Here is a 14,258-nt window from a genome sequence, read left to right on the forward strand (position 1 = left end):
AAAAAATCGCTACGATAGCCACTTATGACTCTTCAGAGTTCTGATAAACGTTCTCCTTCACTGTTAGACGCCTCCTCCGAGGTCTTTGTCCATGATTTGGCAGCTTTGTCTCCCACTGATGCCACTGCATGGGGTATCTCAGGCTTCGAAGGTGATCTTCAGGATTTCTCTCCTGACTATTGGAATGCCATCGCCGAACGCAACCGCGACATGGTTGCCGATGTTGATGCTTTTGATGACGGCACTGATGACAACGATGACGAAGAAGATTTCGATGACGTTGACCGCGTCACCGCTGATGTTCTCCGTGATCGCGTATGCCTGGATCTGGCCCTGCACCACCAGGGCGAAACCTTAGCGAATCTCAACAACATTGATTCCCCAGTCCAGACCATCCGCGATACCTTCCTCATCATGCCCCGCGAGACGGACGATGATGTGGAAAATCTCCGCGAACGTCTCTCCCGCGTCCCCGACGCTCTCCACGGATACTGTGAATCACTCGCTGAGGCTGCCAGCCAAGGCCATGTTGCAGCGGTCCGCCAGGTGGAAGAAGTGGTGTCGCAATGTGAGGACCTCGCTGATGAGGACTCCGTTTTGCAGCACCTTGGCTTGGATGAAAATGATCCAGTAGTTGTAGAGGCCCAGGAAGCTTTTGCACGAGTTGCCGGTTGGTTAGCAGAGCAACTGGCTCCGCATGCTCCTCATGTGGATGCGGTTGGCCGGGATCGCTATGAAATGTTCTCCCACCTGCACGTCGGCGAGTTTGTAGATCTGGATGAGGCTTACCAATGGTCCCTGGAACAGCTGCGTGACATTGATGCTCAGCAGCTTCAGGTAGCCCAGCAGCTGTACGGCCCTGGCACCACGATCCGTGAGGCCATGAAGAAGCTCAATGCTGATGAGCGCTACCTCATCCGAGGCACTGATGCTCTGCAGGAGTGGATGCAAAAGACCGCTGATCAGGCAATCGCTGATCTAGATGGCGTTTCCTTCAACATTCCAGAGCAGGCTCGACAGGTTGAGTGCCTCATCGATCCTGCTGGAACTGGCGGCATTTTCTACACCCCACCAAGCGATGATTTCTCCAGGCCTGGCCGCATGTGGTGGTCTGTGCCTAAAACCCAGGAAGTCTTCCACACCTGGCAAGAGCTCACCACCGTGTTCCACGAGGGTGTTCCTGGCCACCACCTGCAGATCTCCCAAACTTTGGTGGAAAAGGATCTGAACCTGTGGCGTCGAGTCGCTTGCTGGAACTCTGGCCACGGTGAAGGTTGGGCGCTGTACGCAGAATCTCTCATGAAGGAATTGGGATACCACGAAGATCCAGGCAACCTCATGGGCTACCTTGATGCTCAGCGACTCCGTGCAGCCCGCGTGGCCATTGACATCGGAATTCACCTGAACAAGAGGAACCCAGAGTGCACCGGCCTGTGGGATGCGTCTTATGCGCGCAGCTTCCTGCGTGAAAATACGTCCATGAATGAAGATGCGCTGTACTTTGAGCTCAACCGTTACCTTGGTTGGCCAGGTCAGGCCGCATCGTATGCCATTGGTCAGCGACTCTGGTTGAACCTGCGCGATGAGGCCATTAGCCAGGGGCAAACCTTGGCGCAATTCCACAGCAAGGCATTGTCCTATGGCAGCATCCCGATGGGCATTTTGCGCGATCAGGTGCTGAACTAGAAGGCCTTTAACGATCCCTACGCAAAATGCGTCGCAGTAGCGTGGGGATCAAACCGGCGATGGTCAAGATTGCCAGTAGTCGAATGATCTGGATCGTGACCACCACCGGGCCTGCAGATCCTTCCGAGGACAGCGCCAACACCGTCTCCAGAGCTCCAGGGCTGGTTGCTAGGTAAGCCTCGAAGAAGCTGATATCCAACCACCAGGTGAGCAGCCCCGCCGCACCTGCGCACACCGCAAGCAGCGCGAAAATAAACAAGAACGTGGCCGGAAGCTGCTTAGAAAACACCTTCAGCGCGGTCATATTCAAGGCACCGCCACACATCCAACCGATCGCCATGAACGCGATAATCTTAAACACGGTTGGCGGTTGCAGGCTGAGATCATCTGGAATCACAAAACTCACCAGCACGGTCAGGATCAGCGGCCCCATCACCGCAGGGGCAGGCAAGCGCAGCAACCTGCCGAGAGGTTCGCCGGCCAGCACAATACCGAAGAGCACCAGCAGCGATAAAACGCTTATCGACGTCCCGAACTCTCCCAAACTCAACACGTCCAACCATTTCTCAGGCGGCGATCCCAAATCCGCCCCGCCAGGGACGAAAAAGTGCGTCACCAGCGGCAACGTCATGGACACAACCAACAACCTGAGGTACTGCGTCAGCGCCACATAGCGGAAATCAGCGCCCAACTCTCGGGCCAGAATCGGCATCACCGACGCGCCACCCGCCAGCATGGACAGCACACCAGTTTCCGGCAAAATCTCCGGCCTGGATCTTGCCAGCAACAAACCACCAACGATGCCTACCGCGATGGTGAAAAAGGAAATCACAAGACCCGGGATGAGGAAACGAACAAGTTCCGAACCAGAAGAACTAATCAAAGGCAGCGCCGCCAGCATCGCCACGATTGAGCGACCAAAAACATGCACCCCCTTGGCCATCGGAAGATCTTGCCCTGTGGTCAGCGCACATACACCGGCAACAAGGATCGCCCCGAGGATCCATGCGGCTGGCACACCCCACATAGTAAAAAGCCACCCCACGGCTAGCGACAGCGGCGCTACGATGCACCAACGAAGTGCAATAACCTTGCGGGATGGCTTCTCTGGAATTTGTTCGTGGGGGTCTGGTTCTTTATCGCTCAATTGGGCACCGGACTCCTTGATCCACGTTTATTTCATAATGTCGCTTTCACTTTAGCAGCGGAATCGGTCAACACTTCATAGGAGTCAGGCGTGATCAGCACTGGTAAAACATCAGGATCGGTAGCATAAAAGCGAACCTCATTCTCACCAGGAACAACCACAAGCCTATTGACAGTGATGGGCTTAGTGATGCTGGTGGGCGCAATCATCGTGGTGATCAACGGCTGCTTGCTGGCTGTCACCGAGAGTTCACCGTCTTGAGCCTGGGTGATTTCAAGTTTCGCGGCTTGTTCGTGAGCGCCGTCGAGAAGCTTCCAGGTCACCGGGAAAGTCGCAGCACAGCTGGCGACGACGTGCGCTTCGGTGGAGGGCTCATCGAAAAGCACGCAGGTAAGCTTTTGCTCGTCGCCCATGTCAATGGAATAGAGTCCGTTTCCAGCTGTCGCCGGGGTGGCAGCGATCGCGGGCGTGGCGGCGGTGAGCAGGACCAAAGCTGCGACCGCAGCGATTGTTTGATTACGCATATGAATCATCCTTAACCGTCCAGAAATACTGGTGATTCCCATGCTAATCCGCGAAAATGGCACTTCAACAGCCATATACTTTAAACAACACAAATGATGCAAGACTGATACCGGGATGTGATAGGAGCGCACCACATGGGGTTGGAATTAGCAGCTAGCGGGTGGGGCATCCTCATCGCAGGCGCCGCCGTAGCCGGATGGATCGACGCAGTAATCGGCGGTGGCGGACTCGTCCTCATCCCGCTGATCCTCGCGGTCATGCCGCAACTCGCACCTGTGACAGCGCTGGCCTCCAACAAACTGGCAGCCGTCACCGGCACGGCATCGGCGGCATTCACCCTGGTCAGGCGCGTCAAACCCGACAAAAAACTGCTTGCGCTCTACGTTCTGGTGGCAGCTGTGTGCTCCGGTGCAGGCGCCCTGGCTGCGAGTCTCATTGACAAACAAATCATGCGACCGCTGATCATCGTGTTGATGCTGGTCGTTGGCCTGATCGTGGTGTTCAAACCAAACTTCGGAACCGGCGAAAGCAAAGCCCTGCCCACCGGATGGAAACGCTGGGCCGCCATCGTTGCAGTCGGACTCATCGCAGCCTACGACGGCATCTTCGGACCCGGAACCGGCATGTTCCTCATCATGGCGTTCACCGCACTGCTCTCCCAAAATTTCCTGTCCTCCGCAGCCATGGCGAAGGTCGTAAACACCGCAACAAACCTGGGTGCGCTAATTGTATTCATCATCGGCGGCCACATGTGGTGGACCCTAGGACTCGTGCTGGCAGTCGCCAATGTCGCAGGCGCACAACTCGGTGCCCGAACGGTGCTTGGTGGCGGTACCAGGCTAATTAGATACGCACTACTAACCCTGGTTGTCGTCATGAGCGTCTACCTCACCTGGCAACAAATCCAAGGAATGTAGATAAGTCGGGGCAAACTCTAAGAAATCATCCTGGTTTGTGGCAGGGAACATTCCTAGGATGGGAGGCATGGCAAAGACAAAACTAGAAAGCATCTCCGAGCGCAACTCGGATGATCCGCTTAGTTACCCCGACCTGACTCTTGCACCAATATCCACAACAGTCACAGTCGTGGTCGCCGAAGACACCCCAAACGATAACTTCTCAGAACTTCTCCTCGGCGCAGCAGAATCAACCCGTCTTTTAGGACTCGACGAGCTCCACATCATCGCTCCATCAGTCCACCTACCCGCTCTCGCAGTAGCAGCCGCCGACATCGCACACCATCTGCCAGAGAAATTCCAATTCTGTGAAGCCGAAACCTGCACTCATCTCCACCCCGACGATGACACCTATCTCACGGCTGAATCCGTTGCTCAATTGGGTACGAAGCTGAAGTCTGCGTAGTTGTTAGGAGCCACCACAGACCCGTAGATTCTTGGGCGGTGTGGTGAATCCTTGCCCTGGAACCTTGCGGGAGACTCTCAGAAATGAGTCATTGGGGCTTGGGGTGTGGTGAAACGCAAACATCCGTCCCCGGACCGCGGTAAAAGGCCGATTTTGATCGAAAATTCCTGCTAATCCGACATTGAAATACAAATACTCGTTCGCTTTTAAGTTTTCTCGGTGATCCGTAACGAGAAGTTGAACAGCAAACCCGCAGCAACTGTTCAGAAATCACAACAGTCCCAATGACCTCAAAATCGGCCCCTTCTAGAATCGCCTCTCAGGGCCTTTGAGCGCTAAATTGGGGCAACAGGTCACTGCGTACAAAGAGGGCCTTAAATCGGCTCACATCAAGTCGTGCCAAAACTACATGCGATTCTTGGTGCGCGCAGTGGCAGGAGCGGTCCATGGATCCTCCGGCCACGGGTGTTTGGGGTACCGGCCCCGCATTTCTGCACGGACTTGGCTGTACGGGCCAGACCAGAAACTACGCAGGTCATCGGTAACTGCAAGAGGTCTTCCCGCAGGTGACAGGAGATGAAATTGCACCGGGATTCCGCAGAGCTGCGGGGATTCTTCTAATCCGAAGCATTCTTGTAATTTCACTCGTATAACTGGCCTGCCTGATGAATAATCTAGTCGGTGCTGATTCCCGCTGGGTACGGATAGGTGGGAAGGAGCGAATTCTTCAAAGTTGGTTGCTTCAGGCCAGGGGAGAAGTCGCTGGAGTGCGGGATACATATCGATATTGTTTAGTCGTGTTCCGTGGCTGAGCGCCTCAATTTCTGGAGATAACCACAGGTGCGGGTCCGCAGTTTCAATATCTGGCCAGGGTTCGCCACGGTGTTCGTGGATGAATTTCAGTCGGTCACGCAAGGATGCCGCTTTGTCGGAGAAGTGGAATAGGTCGATTCCGCCTTTGGCAAGGGCTGTGGCGATTGTTTCCGAGGCTTCGGCGGGTGTTGGTTTTGTCGGAGTGGAACTTAATTCGATCGCGCCTGCTGCTTTGACCTTCCGGGCTTGGACTTTTCCGTTGACAAAAATCGCGCGGGTTTCTTCCACGACTCCGATGATGTCTATGGCATCGTCCTCTGAAATGCGGGCGGCGGCGCGGATGATGGCAGAATTTTGTGAGCGGTTAATTGCAGCAACGGAGATCCATTCGGCATCTTTGAGATCTGAATCCATGAGGCGTGCGCGGGTTCCACTGGCTAAAAGGTATTCTCCATTGTCTATTTTTCGGCCGATGAGCTGCGGGAATGCAGCGCCTACGATTTGCCCCGCACTCGCTTTTCCAACCGACGCAGGTGCCAAACGGCGAAGGCGTTCCACTTCACGCTTGTCGGGTTGTTGCTTTTCGACGTCCCCCTGCGGGTTTTCGGACACCACCGCCAAGATTTTTGCGGATTGTTCACCGAAGCGGAGGAGAGAAGCGCTGAGTTGAGGGCAGAGGGGAAGCGTCGATAAGCGATGTCCCAGGCTCGTGATAGCGTCACCTTCAAGCGCGCCGATGAGGCGCAGGATCTGTTGTGCAGCCGTCCAGGCTGCGTGAGGGGGTTGATCAAGAAGCGGTAAATCCGCAGGTGACGTTCCCCATTGGGCGAGCCAGAGGGCTGCTTGGGTGAGGTCAGCGGAGCTGATTTCTGGTGTCACAAATCGTGGGAAGTGGGAGAAGTCTTCTTCGGAATAGCATCTGATTATTTGTCCTGGTCCTTCACGGCCAGCGCGACCTGCGCGTTGGCCTGCTGAAGCCTGCGCGCAACTGCTGGTGATCAGTCCTGTCATGCCGCGGGCAGAGTCTCGTTTGGGGCTTCGTGAGAGGCCGGAATCCACCACGATGCGAACTCCAGGCACAGTTAGGGAGCTTTCCGCAACGGGAGTGGAGACAATGATGCGCTGCTGTTGTGACGGTGCGAGGGCGCGGTCTTGTTCGGTCGGGCTGAGTTGGCCATGAAGTGGGAAAACATTATTATGGCCGAGCGATTTGAGCGTGCTCATTACTCGATCAATTTCACGCACACCTGGGACGAAAATGAGTGCAGAGTGCTCTGAATGTGTCACCGCATCGTGAGTTTTCTGCGCCATGTGGTCGAGGAAATCCCAGTCGACACCTTTTGCATTGAGGCGAGGCGCGCGGGCTGGAGCATAAGAAATGTCTAAGGGGAAAATCGGTGCTTCAACACTAAGGACCTGAGCGTCTAATAAGTTTGCGAATTTATCTGAATCTAAGGTTGCGGACATGGCGATGAGGGAGAAATCGTCGCGCAGTTGACTGAGTTCAGCAAGCATTCCTAGCAGTAGATCGGAATCGAGTTGACGTTCGTGGACTTCATCGATAATCACAGCGCCGATGCCGGGTAATTCTGGGTTGTTTAAGAGCTGGCGGATTAACACACCGGGGGTCATAAATTGCACGTGGGAGCCTGAAATATGTTCACCACGCACGCTGAATCCCACTTTTGTTCCGAGCTGGCTATCATCTAGTTGGGCGAGTCTGCGAGCTGCTGCTCGGACGGCCACACGACGAGGTGCCGTTACTAAAACCTTGGTTGGGGTGGCATTTCCCGCTCCTTCATTACATAAGATGTTAGCTACTAATGGGGGGAGAAGTGTCGTTTTTCCTGTGCCGGGAGGGGCCTGAATGACAAGGTTTTTAGGTCCGGCCGAAAAAGCTTCTTGCAGGTGAGGGATAATATTTTCTACGGGCAGGCCCGTGGAAATGCGATTTATAAGAAAATTGCCAATTCTTGAACTCATCAATTGCCTGTACATTAAGAATTTGCTGAGTGAACACATCTTTTTCCTAACTTCTACAGAGAAACCTAAGGCGATGATGTGTTTTCTAGCGGGTTGTGGAAAGTAAATTTTTCCTTCGTGGCGAAGCGGATATCCCCACAAAGAGATGTCATTTTCTAACGTAAGGGCACTGTCCTTTCAAGAGTTGCGCCAGGGGTTGTGCTCTTATATCTAACCGTATCGACAAGATTCATTATGGAATGGAAAGTAGGAAAGTCATTGTGGGCTGTGCTGAGAAACAAGACTTCACCAAACTTTTATCAAAACAAAAGACCAGGTGGACTCCCACAGCACTGATTTCTCTCGGTTGTATCGTTGTCGCTATTTTAGCTTTAGTAGTTTTCCATGGTTCTTCCAGGTCGTGCATCTTTCACCAAGTAATTTGCCCTTTGATTCTGGGAATTTCTGGAGCAATTGCAGGAATCGTCGCAAAGAAACCACTGCTGACTGGCATTAATCTCGGCTTCGCATTCTTCTTAGTGCCTGCGTATTTAATATTTTTCGGCAATATTTTCTGACAGCCTAGGTGATTTTGTAGGAAGAATCCCCAACGCATCCACGGAAGCACCTTCTGGCAGCTGCGAACGTTCGAGCCGGCTATCATCACGTTTCCGCACTACTCGCGCAGGGTTGCCCACAGCAATAGAATCATCCGGAATATCCTTGGTCACCACGGCCCCCGCGCCAATCACACACCTATCGCCAATGCTCACGCCACCAACGACGGTGACATTTCCACCCAGCCACGTATCCTCGCCAATGGAAATGGGTGCGCCATTTTCCCACCCACCGGAGCGCATTTCCCAGTCATCGACCGGGTGACCTGCGGTGAAGAGCTGACAGTTTGGCCCGAGCATGCTGCGTGCCCCGATGCGAACCGGTGCGATATCTAAAATGGTGAGGCCAAAGTTGATGAACACATGCTCGCCGATCGTGGTGTTGAAGCCGTATTCAATGATGGCTGGCGCTTTGATCGTGCAGGTTCCGCTGGCAGGATTTAGTACAGTTCTTAGTATTTCGGCAGTTCGTGCGGGGTCTGTAGGTCCAATTTGGTTGTATTCGTGGAAAAGTAACGCTGTTTTTTGTGCCACTTCTTCACGTTCCGCGCCGGTAGCCACGTACCAATCGCCGCTGCTCATTTTCTCGATAGATTCAAAGTCATTGTCCATATCCTCCATTGTGCAGGAGAACTTTAGTGCCTACGCTTTTCGACGATCCCCTCCACCAACTTCCCAGACCACCGCGCAGGGTTGCAGCTGGCGTGGTGCACCTGCCCAACTTCCTCGGCTTGGCCGAGCAAAAGGCACTGGTCGCCCAGGCTCGAGACCTTGCGCGTGAAGTTGTGGGCACACCGTTGGCGATGGTCCGACCCAAGCTGAAAAGTGGTCAGATGAGTGTCCATATGTTGCATTTAGGAAAGTACTGGGCATCCAATCCTTATCGCTATGTGGATGTCGTTGATGGTTTTCCAGTGCCACCACTGCCGGATTCTTTCGTGGACTTGGCACACCGAGCATTGCTGTCTGCAGGATCTTTAAGCAATTCACTTCAGTCTTGGTCGGAGGCATATCGAGCAGAAGCGGCATTGGTGAATTACTACTCGCCAGATGCTTCAATGGGCATGCACCAAGACGCTAATGAAGAATCGGAAGCCCCTGTGATCTCCCTATCGATCGGTGATACCGGAATCTTTCGACTGGGCGGCACTCTAAACCGCAATAAACCGTGGACAGATATCCCACTAATGAGTGGTGATCTCATCGTTTTCGGAGGTGCAAACAGGCAAGCATTTCATGGCATTCCCTCTATTGAGGCCAATACTGCACCTGCAGGATGCGGGTTGAAAGAAGGGCGAATCAACATCACGATCCGCCAACTTGCACTATAAAACTCCAGGTAGAGGTATGTCTCGGGGGTGAAATAGCCCCGCAATGTCCCATGCTCAAATTATGGTTCGCGCCATGACAACAAACAAAGCTAATCCAAATGAACTTGTAATCTGCGCTGATGAAAAGTCACGGCCCCGCTGGGCATCTAGAAGTGAGCTGTGTTGGGAGTATTTCGACAATGAGTGGGGCAGACCTCCGGTGGATCTCAATGCTCTTTTTGAGATCTTGACGTTGGTAGTTTTCCAAGTGGGTGTCACCTGGCATGCTGTGCTGTCCAAACGGGAAGGGTTCCGTCAAGCATTCGCCCAATTCGATGTTGCAAAAGTAGCCGCCTTCAATGAGGACGACGTGGAACGCCTACTTGATGATCTACAGATTTTTAGAAACCGAAGAAAAATCAACGCTGCCATCACCAATGCCAAAGCGTTGCTGGAGTTAAACGATGAAACAGGCACCTTTGACTCAATTATTGCCGACCACTCAACTGACGCCACAGCCATGGTGAAGCATCTCAAAGCCTTGGGCTTTACCCATATCGGACTGACCTCCTTGAGCATCCTCCAGCAGGCCATTGGGGTCACAGAGCTGAAGGCTGCCTAAGATATAACTCCGATGACAACAGCACAGTTTCTAGCGCTTTTTCTGGTGTGGATCGCAGCAATTGCATCCCCTGGGCCAGACCTTTTCCAGATCATCAGGCTAAGTGCCAAAAACCGCCGTGATGGCGTACTGACTGCCGTAGGCATCATGGTGGGAAACTCCATCTGGATCATAGCCAGCCTCCTTGGGCTCTCGGCACTGATCTCCACGTATCCAGCAATTTTGAACCTGTTGCAGCTCGTCGGTGGCGGTTATTTGACCTGGATGGGCATCGGGGCGGTGAGGTCATGGTGGACGAAACGCTCCACACAGCAAGCTGCAGCGGATTCTCAAGCTGTAGAGAATACGTTGGTGACAGCCACGGCTGCATCTGTCGGAGTGTGGCCAGCTATTCGATCTGGCATTGCTACCAACTTGTCCAACCCCAAAGCTGTGCTGTTTTTTGGTTCCGTTTTCGCCCAATTTGTTAGACCTGACATGGGAATCGGGTGGAGTATTTTCATTGGAGTCTTCCTCACCCTCACTGGCCTGCTGTGGTTTGTGGGGTTCGCCGTCTTGGTCCGCAAACTAGCCGCTGGCCTCACCCGAAATGGAGCCATCATCGACCTGCTAACGGGGGTGATTTTCATCGGGCTGGGAATGTTCATGATCTTCGAGGGGGTTGTAGGAATCGGTGGCAGGGTAGTGGGTTAGCCCCGCCCCCAGGACGTCACTAGACTTAGGCACTATGCAACCTGAAGAAGTGCACATCAAGGACGAGACCATCAAGTTAGGTCAGTTCATCAAATTGGCCAACCTTGTCGAATCAGGCGGAGCGGCCAAAGATGCCATCGCTAACGGTGATGTCACCGTCAATGGTGAAGTGGATACCCGAAGGGGTAAGACACTTCGCGATGGCGATGTGGTGTGCATCGGCGAGGTATGCGCGCAGGTGTCTACTGGTGACGCAGCCGACGACGATTATTTTGACGAAGCCACCGCAAACGATGACTTCGATCCCGAAAAGTGGAGGAACATGTAATGCCAGCCTTTGAGGCAATGCCAGGAATGCCGTATTGGATCGACCTGTCCACCTCGGACATTGCAAAATCTGCACACTTCTACGAAAACGTTCTCGGCTGGGAAATTGAAGAAGTCAACGATGGCTACCGCATGGCTCGTCTGCAGGGACTACCCGTGGCAGGGCTGATCGATCAGCGCGGTGAATCAAGCATCCCGGATACCTGGATTACCTACTTCCTCTCCTACGATCTGGATGCCACTGCAAAGAAGATCGCAGAACTGGGTGGACGAATTCTGGCCGAGCCAACTGACGTGCACTTGGGACGCATGATCCTAGCTGTTGATACTGCCGGCGCACTGTTCGGCGTTATTGAGCCAGGCAGCGAGGAATCATTCGTCGCTGCTGGTGAACCAGGCACATCCGTGTGGCATGAACTCACCACTGTCTCCAAATATTCCGAAGCTATCGATTTCTACGGTGAGCTGTTCACTTGGACAACCTCTGAAATGGCTAGTGCTGAAGACGATAGTTTCCGCTACACCACCGCATTGGCTGACGGTTCCGCCTTTGCTGGAATTTTTGATGCCAAAGGCCACTTCCCACCTCAGGTTCCAAGCTTCTGGCAGTCCTACCTTGGCGTGCTCAACGCCGATGATGCTGCAGCGAAGGCCAAGGAATTTGGTGGCGATGTTATTCGTAAGCCATGGGACTCAGAATTTGGCCGCATGGTTCTCATCTCTGATTCCACTGGTGCCACAATTACCTTGTGTGAAGTAGAGGAATACGTCGAGGAAGCAGCAGAAGGCGATGATCTCTTCGACATCGATCTCAGTGCTTTCGAAGAGCAGTTCCGCAAGCAAGAAGGACAGTAATCCTACAGCGCCATGGAGGAATTAGAATTTGATGAGCTCACCTCCATGGTGCTCGACTGCGCAGACCTCATTCCGCAGGGAAAAGTAGCAACCTACGGGGACATTGCCAAAATAGTAGGAACTGGTCCGCGTCAGGTCGGCCGGATCATGGCGACCGCTGGGCAATTCACATCTTGGTGGAGGGTGGTTCGCTCTGATGGTGGCTCCCAGGTAGCGGGCACCGCGCGGTCTAAATGGGCAGAGGAAAATATTGCGTTTTCAGAGCTCAGCGCACCAAAAGTGAGAATGCAGCAGCATCGTCTTTCTGAAGAAGAACTAGAAACTATCGCAGGGAAGCTTCAACAAATAGCTGACTAGCCATCATTGGTAGTTCCTAATTGTTTCCGTACAGTATAGCTCCAGCACAACTTCTGAGTGCAAGTTTTTTATAACAGGGCAGTAACGTTTACTGGTATGAAAACTCCCCGTCTGCTGAAGATCCTCAGCGCGATGGTGGCTGTCACTGGACTTCTCATTCCAACGGTGGTCCCCATGGCCGCCGCTGATGCTGCTGAACTGTCCGACAACGTTCCCGATCGCACCCAAATTGCCATCATCAACCCTGATGGCAGCGTGCAAGAATCTGACAACGCCGAAGAATCCCGCCCGGCATTATCCCTGGCCAAGCTGTATTTGGGTTATTATGTGTTGGCTCAAGGCGCGGAAGAAGATATTGAACTAGTCCCAGATATGATCCGCTACTCTGATGATTTCACCGCGGATTATTTGGAGAGCGAATACCCGGAAGCAATTCCTGAGGTTATTGATGCCTTCGATTTGGAAGACACCGAATGGGCTGGTTTCTGGGGCAATGCAACTACCAGTGCGGTGGATATTGCGACGTTTGTAGCAGCACTCATCGACGATCCCACGGCGCAGCCCTTGCTTGACGCAATGTCTGACACCGCTGAGTATGCGGCGGATGGCTACGCCCAGAACTTTGGCACTTTTACATTGTCCGATGTCACCGGTACTAAATTTGGTTGGTCTGATTCCCTCGATGTGCATTCATCGGTCAGCTTTGGCCCTGGTTTTGTGATCGCTGCCAACACCTACGGTGACGCCGAAACGCTCACCGAAGATGTCCAAGATTCCGTGTCTTCGCTGTATCCGGAGGAAGTAACCACCGCGATCGAGGAGCAGGTGGATCAGCTGTGTGAGTGCGCTGCAGAGACTACGCATTTGGGAATGCACACTGGCGCGGAGCTGAAAGCACAGCTTGAGGGCACTATTTATGGAAAAACCCTCAGCTTTTTACCTAATTCAGCCCCAGCGCCAGCGTTTATTTACAACCTGCTGGCACATTAGCAAACAGTTTTAAGGAACTCCGCCACGTCGGTGATTTTTTCGCGCGCGACCTTCGGTGTGGAAATACGGTGGCGGGAAACGTATTCCTTCACGGTCGCGTCGCCAAGCTCTCCTGGCCGCTCCGCGATCTCATCCTGCGCCGCGATCTGCACAAAGGTCGTCGGCCACGCAGCCGCCGCGGGCACTACAGCGTCTCCACGAATTTCGGCAGGGAGCTTCTCGACGCTACCCAGGTCCGGAAAGGTGAGGACCAGGGCGTCGAAAAGCGATGCATTAATCGCGGCTAACGCCGCGCCCGAGGAATAACCCCAACCCGTGATCGACACCGGATTATGGTGGCGGGCGTAACCGACCGCCTTGCCCACAACCTCATTCATATCGTGGAGGTTATGGCCTGGGGCCAGCGGATAGTCCAGGTCAAGGATGGTTGTGCCGGACAATTCCGCAGCTGCCGCGACCTCTGGACGCCACTGGAACTCCAACGCATCACCGGAACCGCGCCACCAACCACCGCTGTGGAACGATACAGCCCAGCGGCCCGTCGGATTCGACGGGTGGAAAATCGCGCCTCCGACCTCCGGGACGTCATCGACGCTCACACCACCGATAAATGCGACACCCGGCATGGAATGATCAAGGCCAGAACCCAACATGATCATCGCAGTATGCGTGGTGCGATCGGGAAGATGTGCAATATAGCGGTCTGCTGGATCAGGATCGCCGGCGCCACCTGCCCAAGGGGGCGTGAAATCTGGAACAGGGTAGTGCGCATCAATATACGATCCGAGCTGCTCCAGCTGTTCTTCTTCAGAAAGCTGACGATCCTTACCGCCAACCTCGAACTCCTCACGGAAGCGTGCTTCCTGATCTTGTTCAGTTTCTTGTGGGGTGTTGTTTTCAGCCATGGGCACAACCTTAGTGCGTGCGCTCACGTCGCTGGTTGGAAAGTGAAAATATCAACAGTGTTTTGGGTGGGGGTGAGATTGGAATGA

The 14,258-nt window shown here is 53.8% G+C and carries 15 protein-coding genes; 10 read left to right on the forward strand and 5 right to left on the reverse strand.

The features are described 5' to 3' along the window. Positions 1 to 24: 24 nt before the first annotated feature. Positions 25 to 1,686, forward strand: coding sequence for a DUF885 domain-containing protein (locus CGL_RS00725; protein WP_011013418.1), 1,662 nt, complete (start codon positions 25 to 27; stop codon positions 1,684 to 1,686). A 7-nt stretch (positions 1,687 to 1,693) separates the two neighbouring features. Here CGL_RS00725 and CGL_RS00730 read toward each other — a convergent pair whose 3' ends face one another. Beyond that, entirely contained in the window at positions 1,694 to 2,833 is a 1,140-nt protein-coding gene (locus tag CGL_RS00730; protein WP_011013419.1) for an AbrB family transcriptional regulator, read from the reverse strand. A 32-nt stretch (positions 2,834 to 2,865) separates the two neighbouring features. After that, positions 2,866 to 3,357: a hypothetical protein gene (locus CGL_RS00735; protein ID WP_011013420.1), complete on the reverse strand. Its 492-nt coding sequence runs from the start codon at positions 3,355 to 3,357 to the stop codon at positions 2,866 to 2,868. Between the two features lie 135 nt (positions 3,358 to 3,492). Between CGL_RS00735 and CGL_RS00740 the strand changes: the two genes are divergently transcribed. After that, complete coding sequence (locus CGL_RS00740; protein WP_003863714.1) at positions 3,493 to 4,275, forward strand: TSUP family transporter; 783 nt, start codon at positions 3,493 to 3,495, stop codon at positions 4,273 to 4,275. Between the two features lie 67 nt (positions 4,276 to 4,342). Continuing rightward, a complete protein-coding gene (locus CGL_RS00745) occupies positions 4,343 to 4,720 on the forward strand; it encodes a hypothetical protein (RefSeq protein WP_011265472.1) in 378 nt (125 codons plus the stop codon). Between the two features lie 405 nt (positions 4,721 to 5,125). Here CGL_RS00745 and CGL_RS00750 read toward each other — a convergent pair whose 3' ends face one another. Beyond that, on the reverse strand, positions 5,126 to 7,516 hold the full coding sequence (locus CGL_RS00750; RefSeq protein ID WP_011013422.1) for an ATP-dependent RNA helicase: 2,391 nt from the start codon (positions 7,514 to 7,516) through the stop codon (positions 5,126 to 5,128). A 530-nt stretch (positions 7,517 to 8,046) separates the two neighbouring features. Further along, on the reverse strand, positions 8,047 to 8,724 hold the full coding sequence (locus CGL_RS00755; RefSeq protein WP_020948495.1) for a sugar O-acetyltransferase: 678 nt from the start codon (positions 8,722 to 8,724) through the stop codon (positions 8,047 to 8,049). Between the two features lie 26 nt (positions 8,725 to 8,750). Between CGL_RS00755 and CGL_RS00760 the strand changes: the two genes are divergently transcribed. From CGL_RS00760 to CGL_RS00790, 7 genes are all read left to right on the forward strand, one after another. Further along, a complete protein-coding gene (locus tag CGL_RS00760; RefSeq protein ID WP_011013424.1) occupies positions 8,751 to 9,443 on the forward strand; it encodes an alpha-ketoglutarate-dependent dioxygenase AlkB family protein in 693 nt (230 codons plus the stop codon). 73 nt (positions 9,444 to 9,516) lie between these two features. Then, positions 9,517 to 10,044: a DNA-3-methyladenine glycosylase I gene (locus CGL_RS00765; protein ID WP_227747739.1), complete on the forward strand. Its 528-nt coding sequence runs from the start codon at positions 9,517 to 9,519 to the stop codon at positions 10,042 to 10,044. 12 nt (positions 10,045 to 10,056) lie between these two features. After that, the gene (locus CGL_RS00770) at positions 10,057 to 10,737 is read left to right on the forward strand and encodes a LysE family translocator (protein WP_011013426.1); all 681 of its coding nucleotides are present in this window, start codon (positions 10,057 to 10,059) and stop codon (positions 10,735 to 10,737) included. Between the two features lie 34 nt (positions 10,738 to 10,771). Next, positions 10,772 to 11,065, forward strand: coding sequence for an RNA-binding S4 domain-containing protein (locus tag CGL_RS00775; protein ID WP_003857164.1), 294 nt, complete (start codon positions 10,772 to 10,774; stop codon positions 11,063 to 11,065). Then, positions 11,065 to 11,919 carry a VOC family protein gene (locus tag CGL_RS00780; RefSeq protein WP_003857162.1) on the forward strand — a complete coding sequence of 285 codons (855 nt, stop codon included), beginning with the start codon at positions 11,065 to 11,067 and terminating at the stop codon, positions 11,917 to 11,919. Before CGL_RS00775 ends, CGL_RS00780 begins: the two co-directional genes overlap by 1 nt. A 12-nt stretch (positions 11,920 to 11,931) precedes the next feature. Continuing rightward, complete coding sequence (locus CGL_RS00785) at positions 11,932 to 12,276, forward strand: MGMT family protein (RefSeq protein WP_003863721.1); 345 nt, start codon at positions 11,932 to 11,934, stop codon at positions 12,274 to 12,276. A 96-nt stretch (positions 12,277 to 12,372) separates the two neighbouring features. Continuing rightward, positions 12,373 to 13,266: a hypothetical protein gene (locus CGL_RS00790; protein ID WP_011013427.1), complete on the forward strand. Its 894-nt coding sequence runs from the start codon at positions 12,373 to 12,375 to the stop codon at positions 13,264 to 13,266. Here the strand turns inward: CGL_RS00790 and CGL_RS00795 are convergent. Continuing rightward, positions 13,263 to 14,171, reverse strand: coding sequence for an alpha/beta hydrolase (locus tag CGL_RS00795; RefSeq protein WP_011013428.1), 909 nt, complete (start codon positions 14,169 to 14,171; stop codon positions 13,263 to 13,265). The genes CGL_RS00790 and CGL_RS00795 overlap by 4 nt on opposite strands. Positions 14,172 to 14,258 lie beyond the last annotated feature (87 nt).

This window comes from Corynebacterium glutamicum ATCC 13032 (genome assembly GCF_000011325.1).
Taxonomy (GTDB): domain Bacteria; phylum Actinomycetota; class Actinomycetes; order Mycobacteriales; family Mycobacteriaceae; genus Corynebacterium; species Corynebacterium glutamicum.

Coding starts and splice junctions, on each gene's coding strand:
- CGL_RS00750 (WP_011013422.1), bottom strand. CDS start 7,516: ATGAGTTCAAGAATTGGCAATTTTCTTATAAATCGCATTTCCACGGGC.
- CGL_RS00745 (WP_011265472.1), top strand. CDS start 4,343: ATGGCAAAGACAAAACTAGAAAGCATCTCCGAGCGCAACTCGGATGAT.
- CGL_RS00780 (WP_003857162.1), top strand. CDS start 11,065: ATGCCAGCCTTTGAGGCAATGCCAGGAATGCCGTATTGGATCGACCTG.
- CGL_RS00735 (WP_011013420.1), bottom strand. CDS start 3,357: ATGCGTAATCAAACAATCGCTGCGGTCGCAGCTTTGGTCCTGCTCACC.
- CGL_RS00775 (WP_003857164.1), top strand. CDS start 10,772: ATGCAACCTGAAGAAGTGCACATCAAGGACGAGACCATCAAGTTAGGT.
- CGL_RS00795 (WP_011013428.1), bottom strand. CDS start 14,171: ATGGCTGAAAACAACACCCCACAAGAAACTGAACAAGATCAGGAAGCA.
- CGL_RS00725 (WP_011013418.1), top strand. CDS start 25: ATGACTCTTCAGAGTTCTGATAAACGTTCTCCTTCACTGTTAGACGCC.
- CGL_RS00755 (WP_020948495.1), bottom strand. CDS start 8,724: ATGGACAATGACTTTGAATCTATCGAGAAAATGAGCAGCGGCGATTGG.
- CGL_RS00790 (WP_011013427.1), top strand. CDS start 12,373: ATGAAAACTCCCCGTCTGCTGAAGATCCTCAGCGCGATGGTGGCTGTC.
- CGL_RS00770 (WP_011013426.1), top strand. CDS start 10,057: ATGACAACAGCACAGTTTCTAGCGCTTTTTCTGGTGTGGATCGCAGCA.
- CGL_RS00765 (WP_227747739.1), top strand. CDS start 9,517: ATGACAACAAACAAAGCTAATCCAAATGAACTTGTAATCTGCGCTGAT.
- CGL_RS00785 (WP_003863721.1), top strand. CDS start 11,932: ATGGAGGAATTAGAATTTGATGAGCTCACCTCCATGGTGCTCGACTGC.
- CGL_RS00740 (WP_003863714.1), top strand. CDS start 3,493: ATGGGGTTGGAATTAGCAGCTAGCGGGTGGGGCATCCTCATCGCAGGC.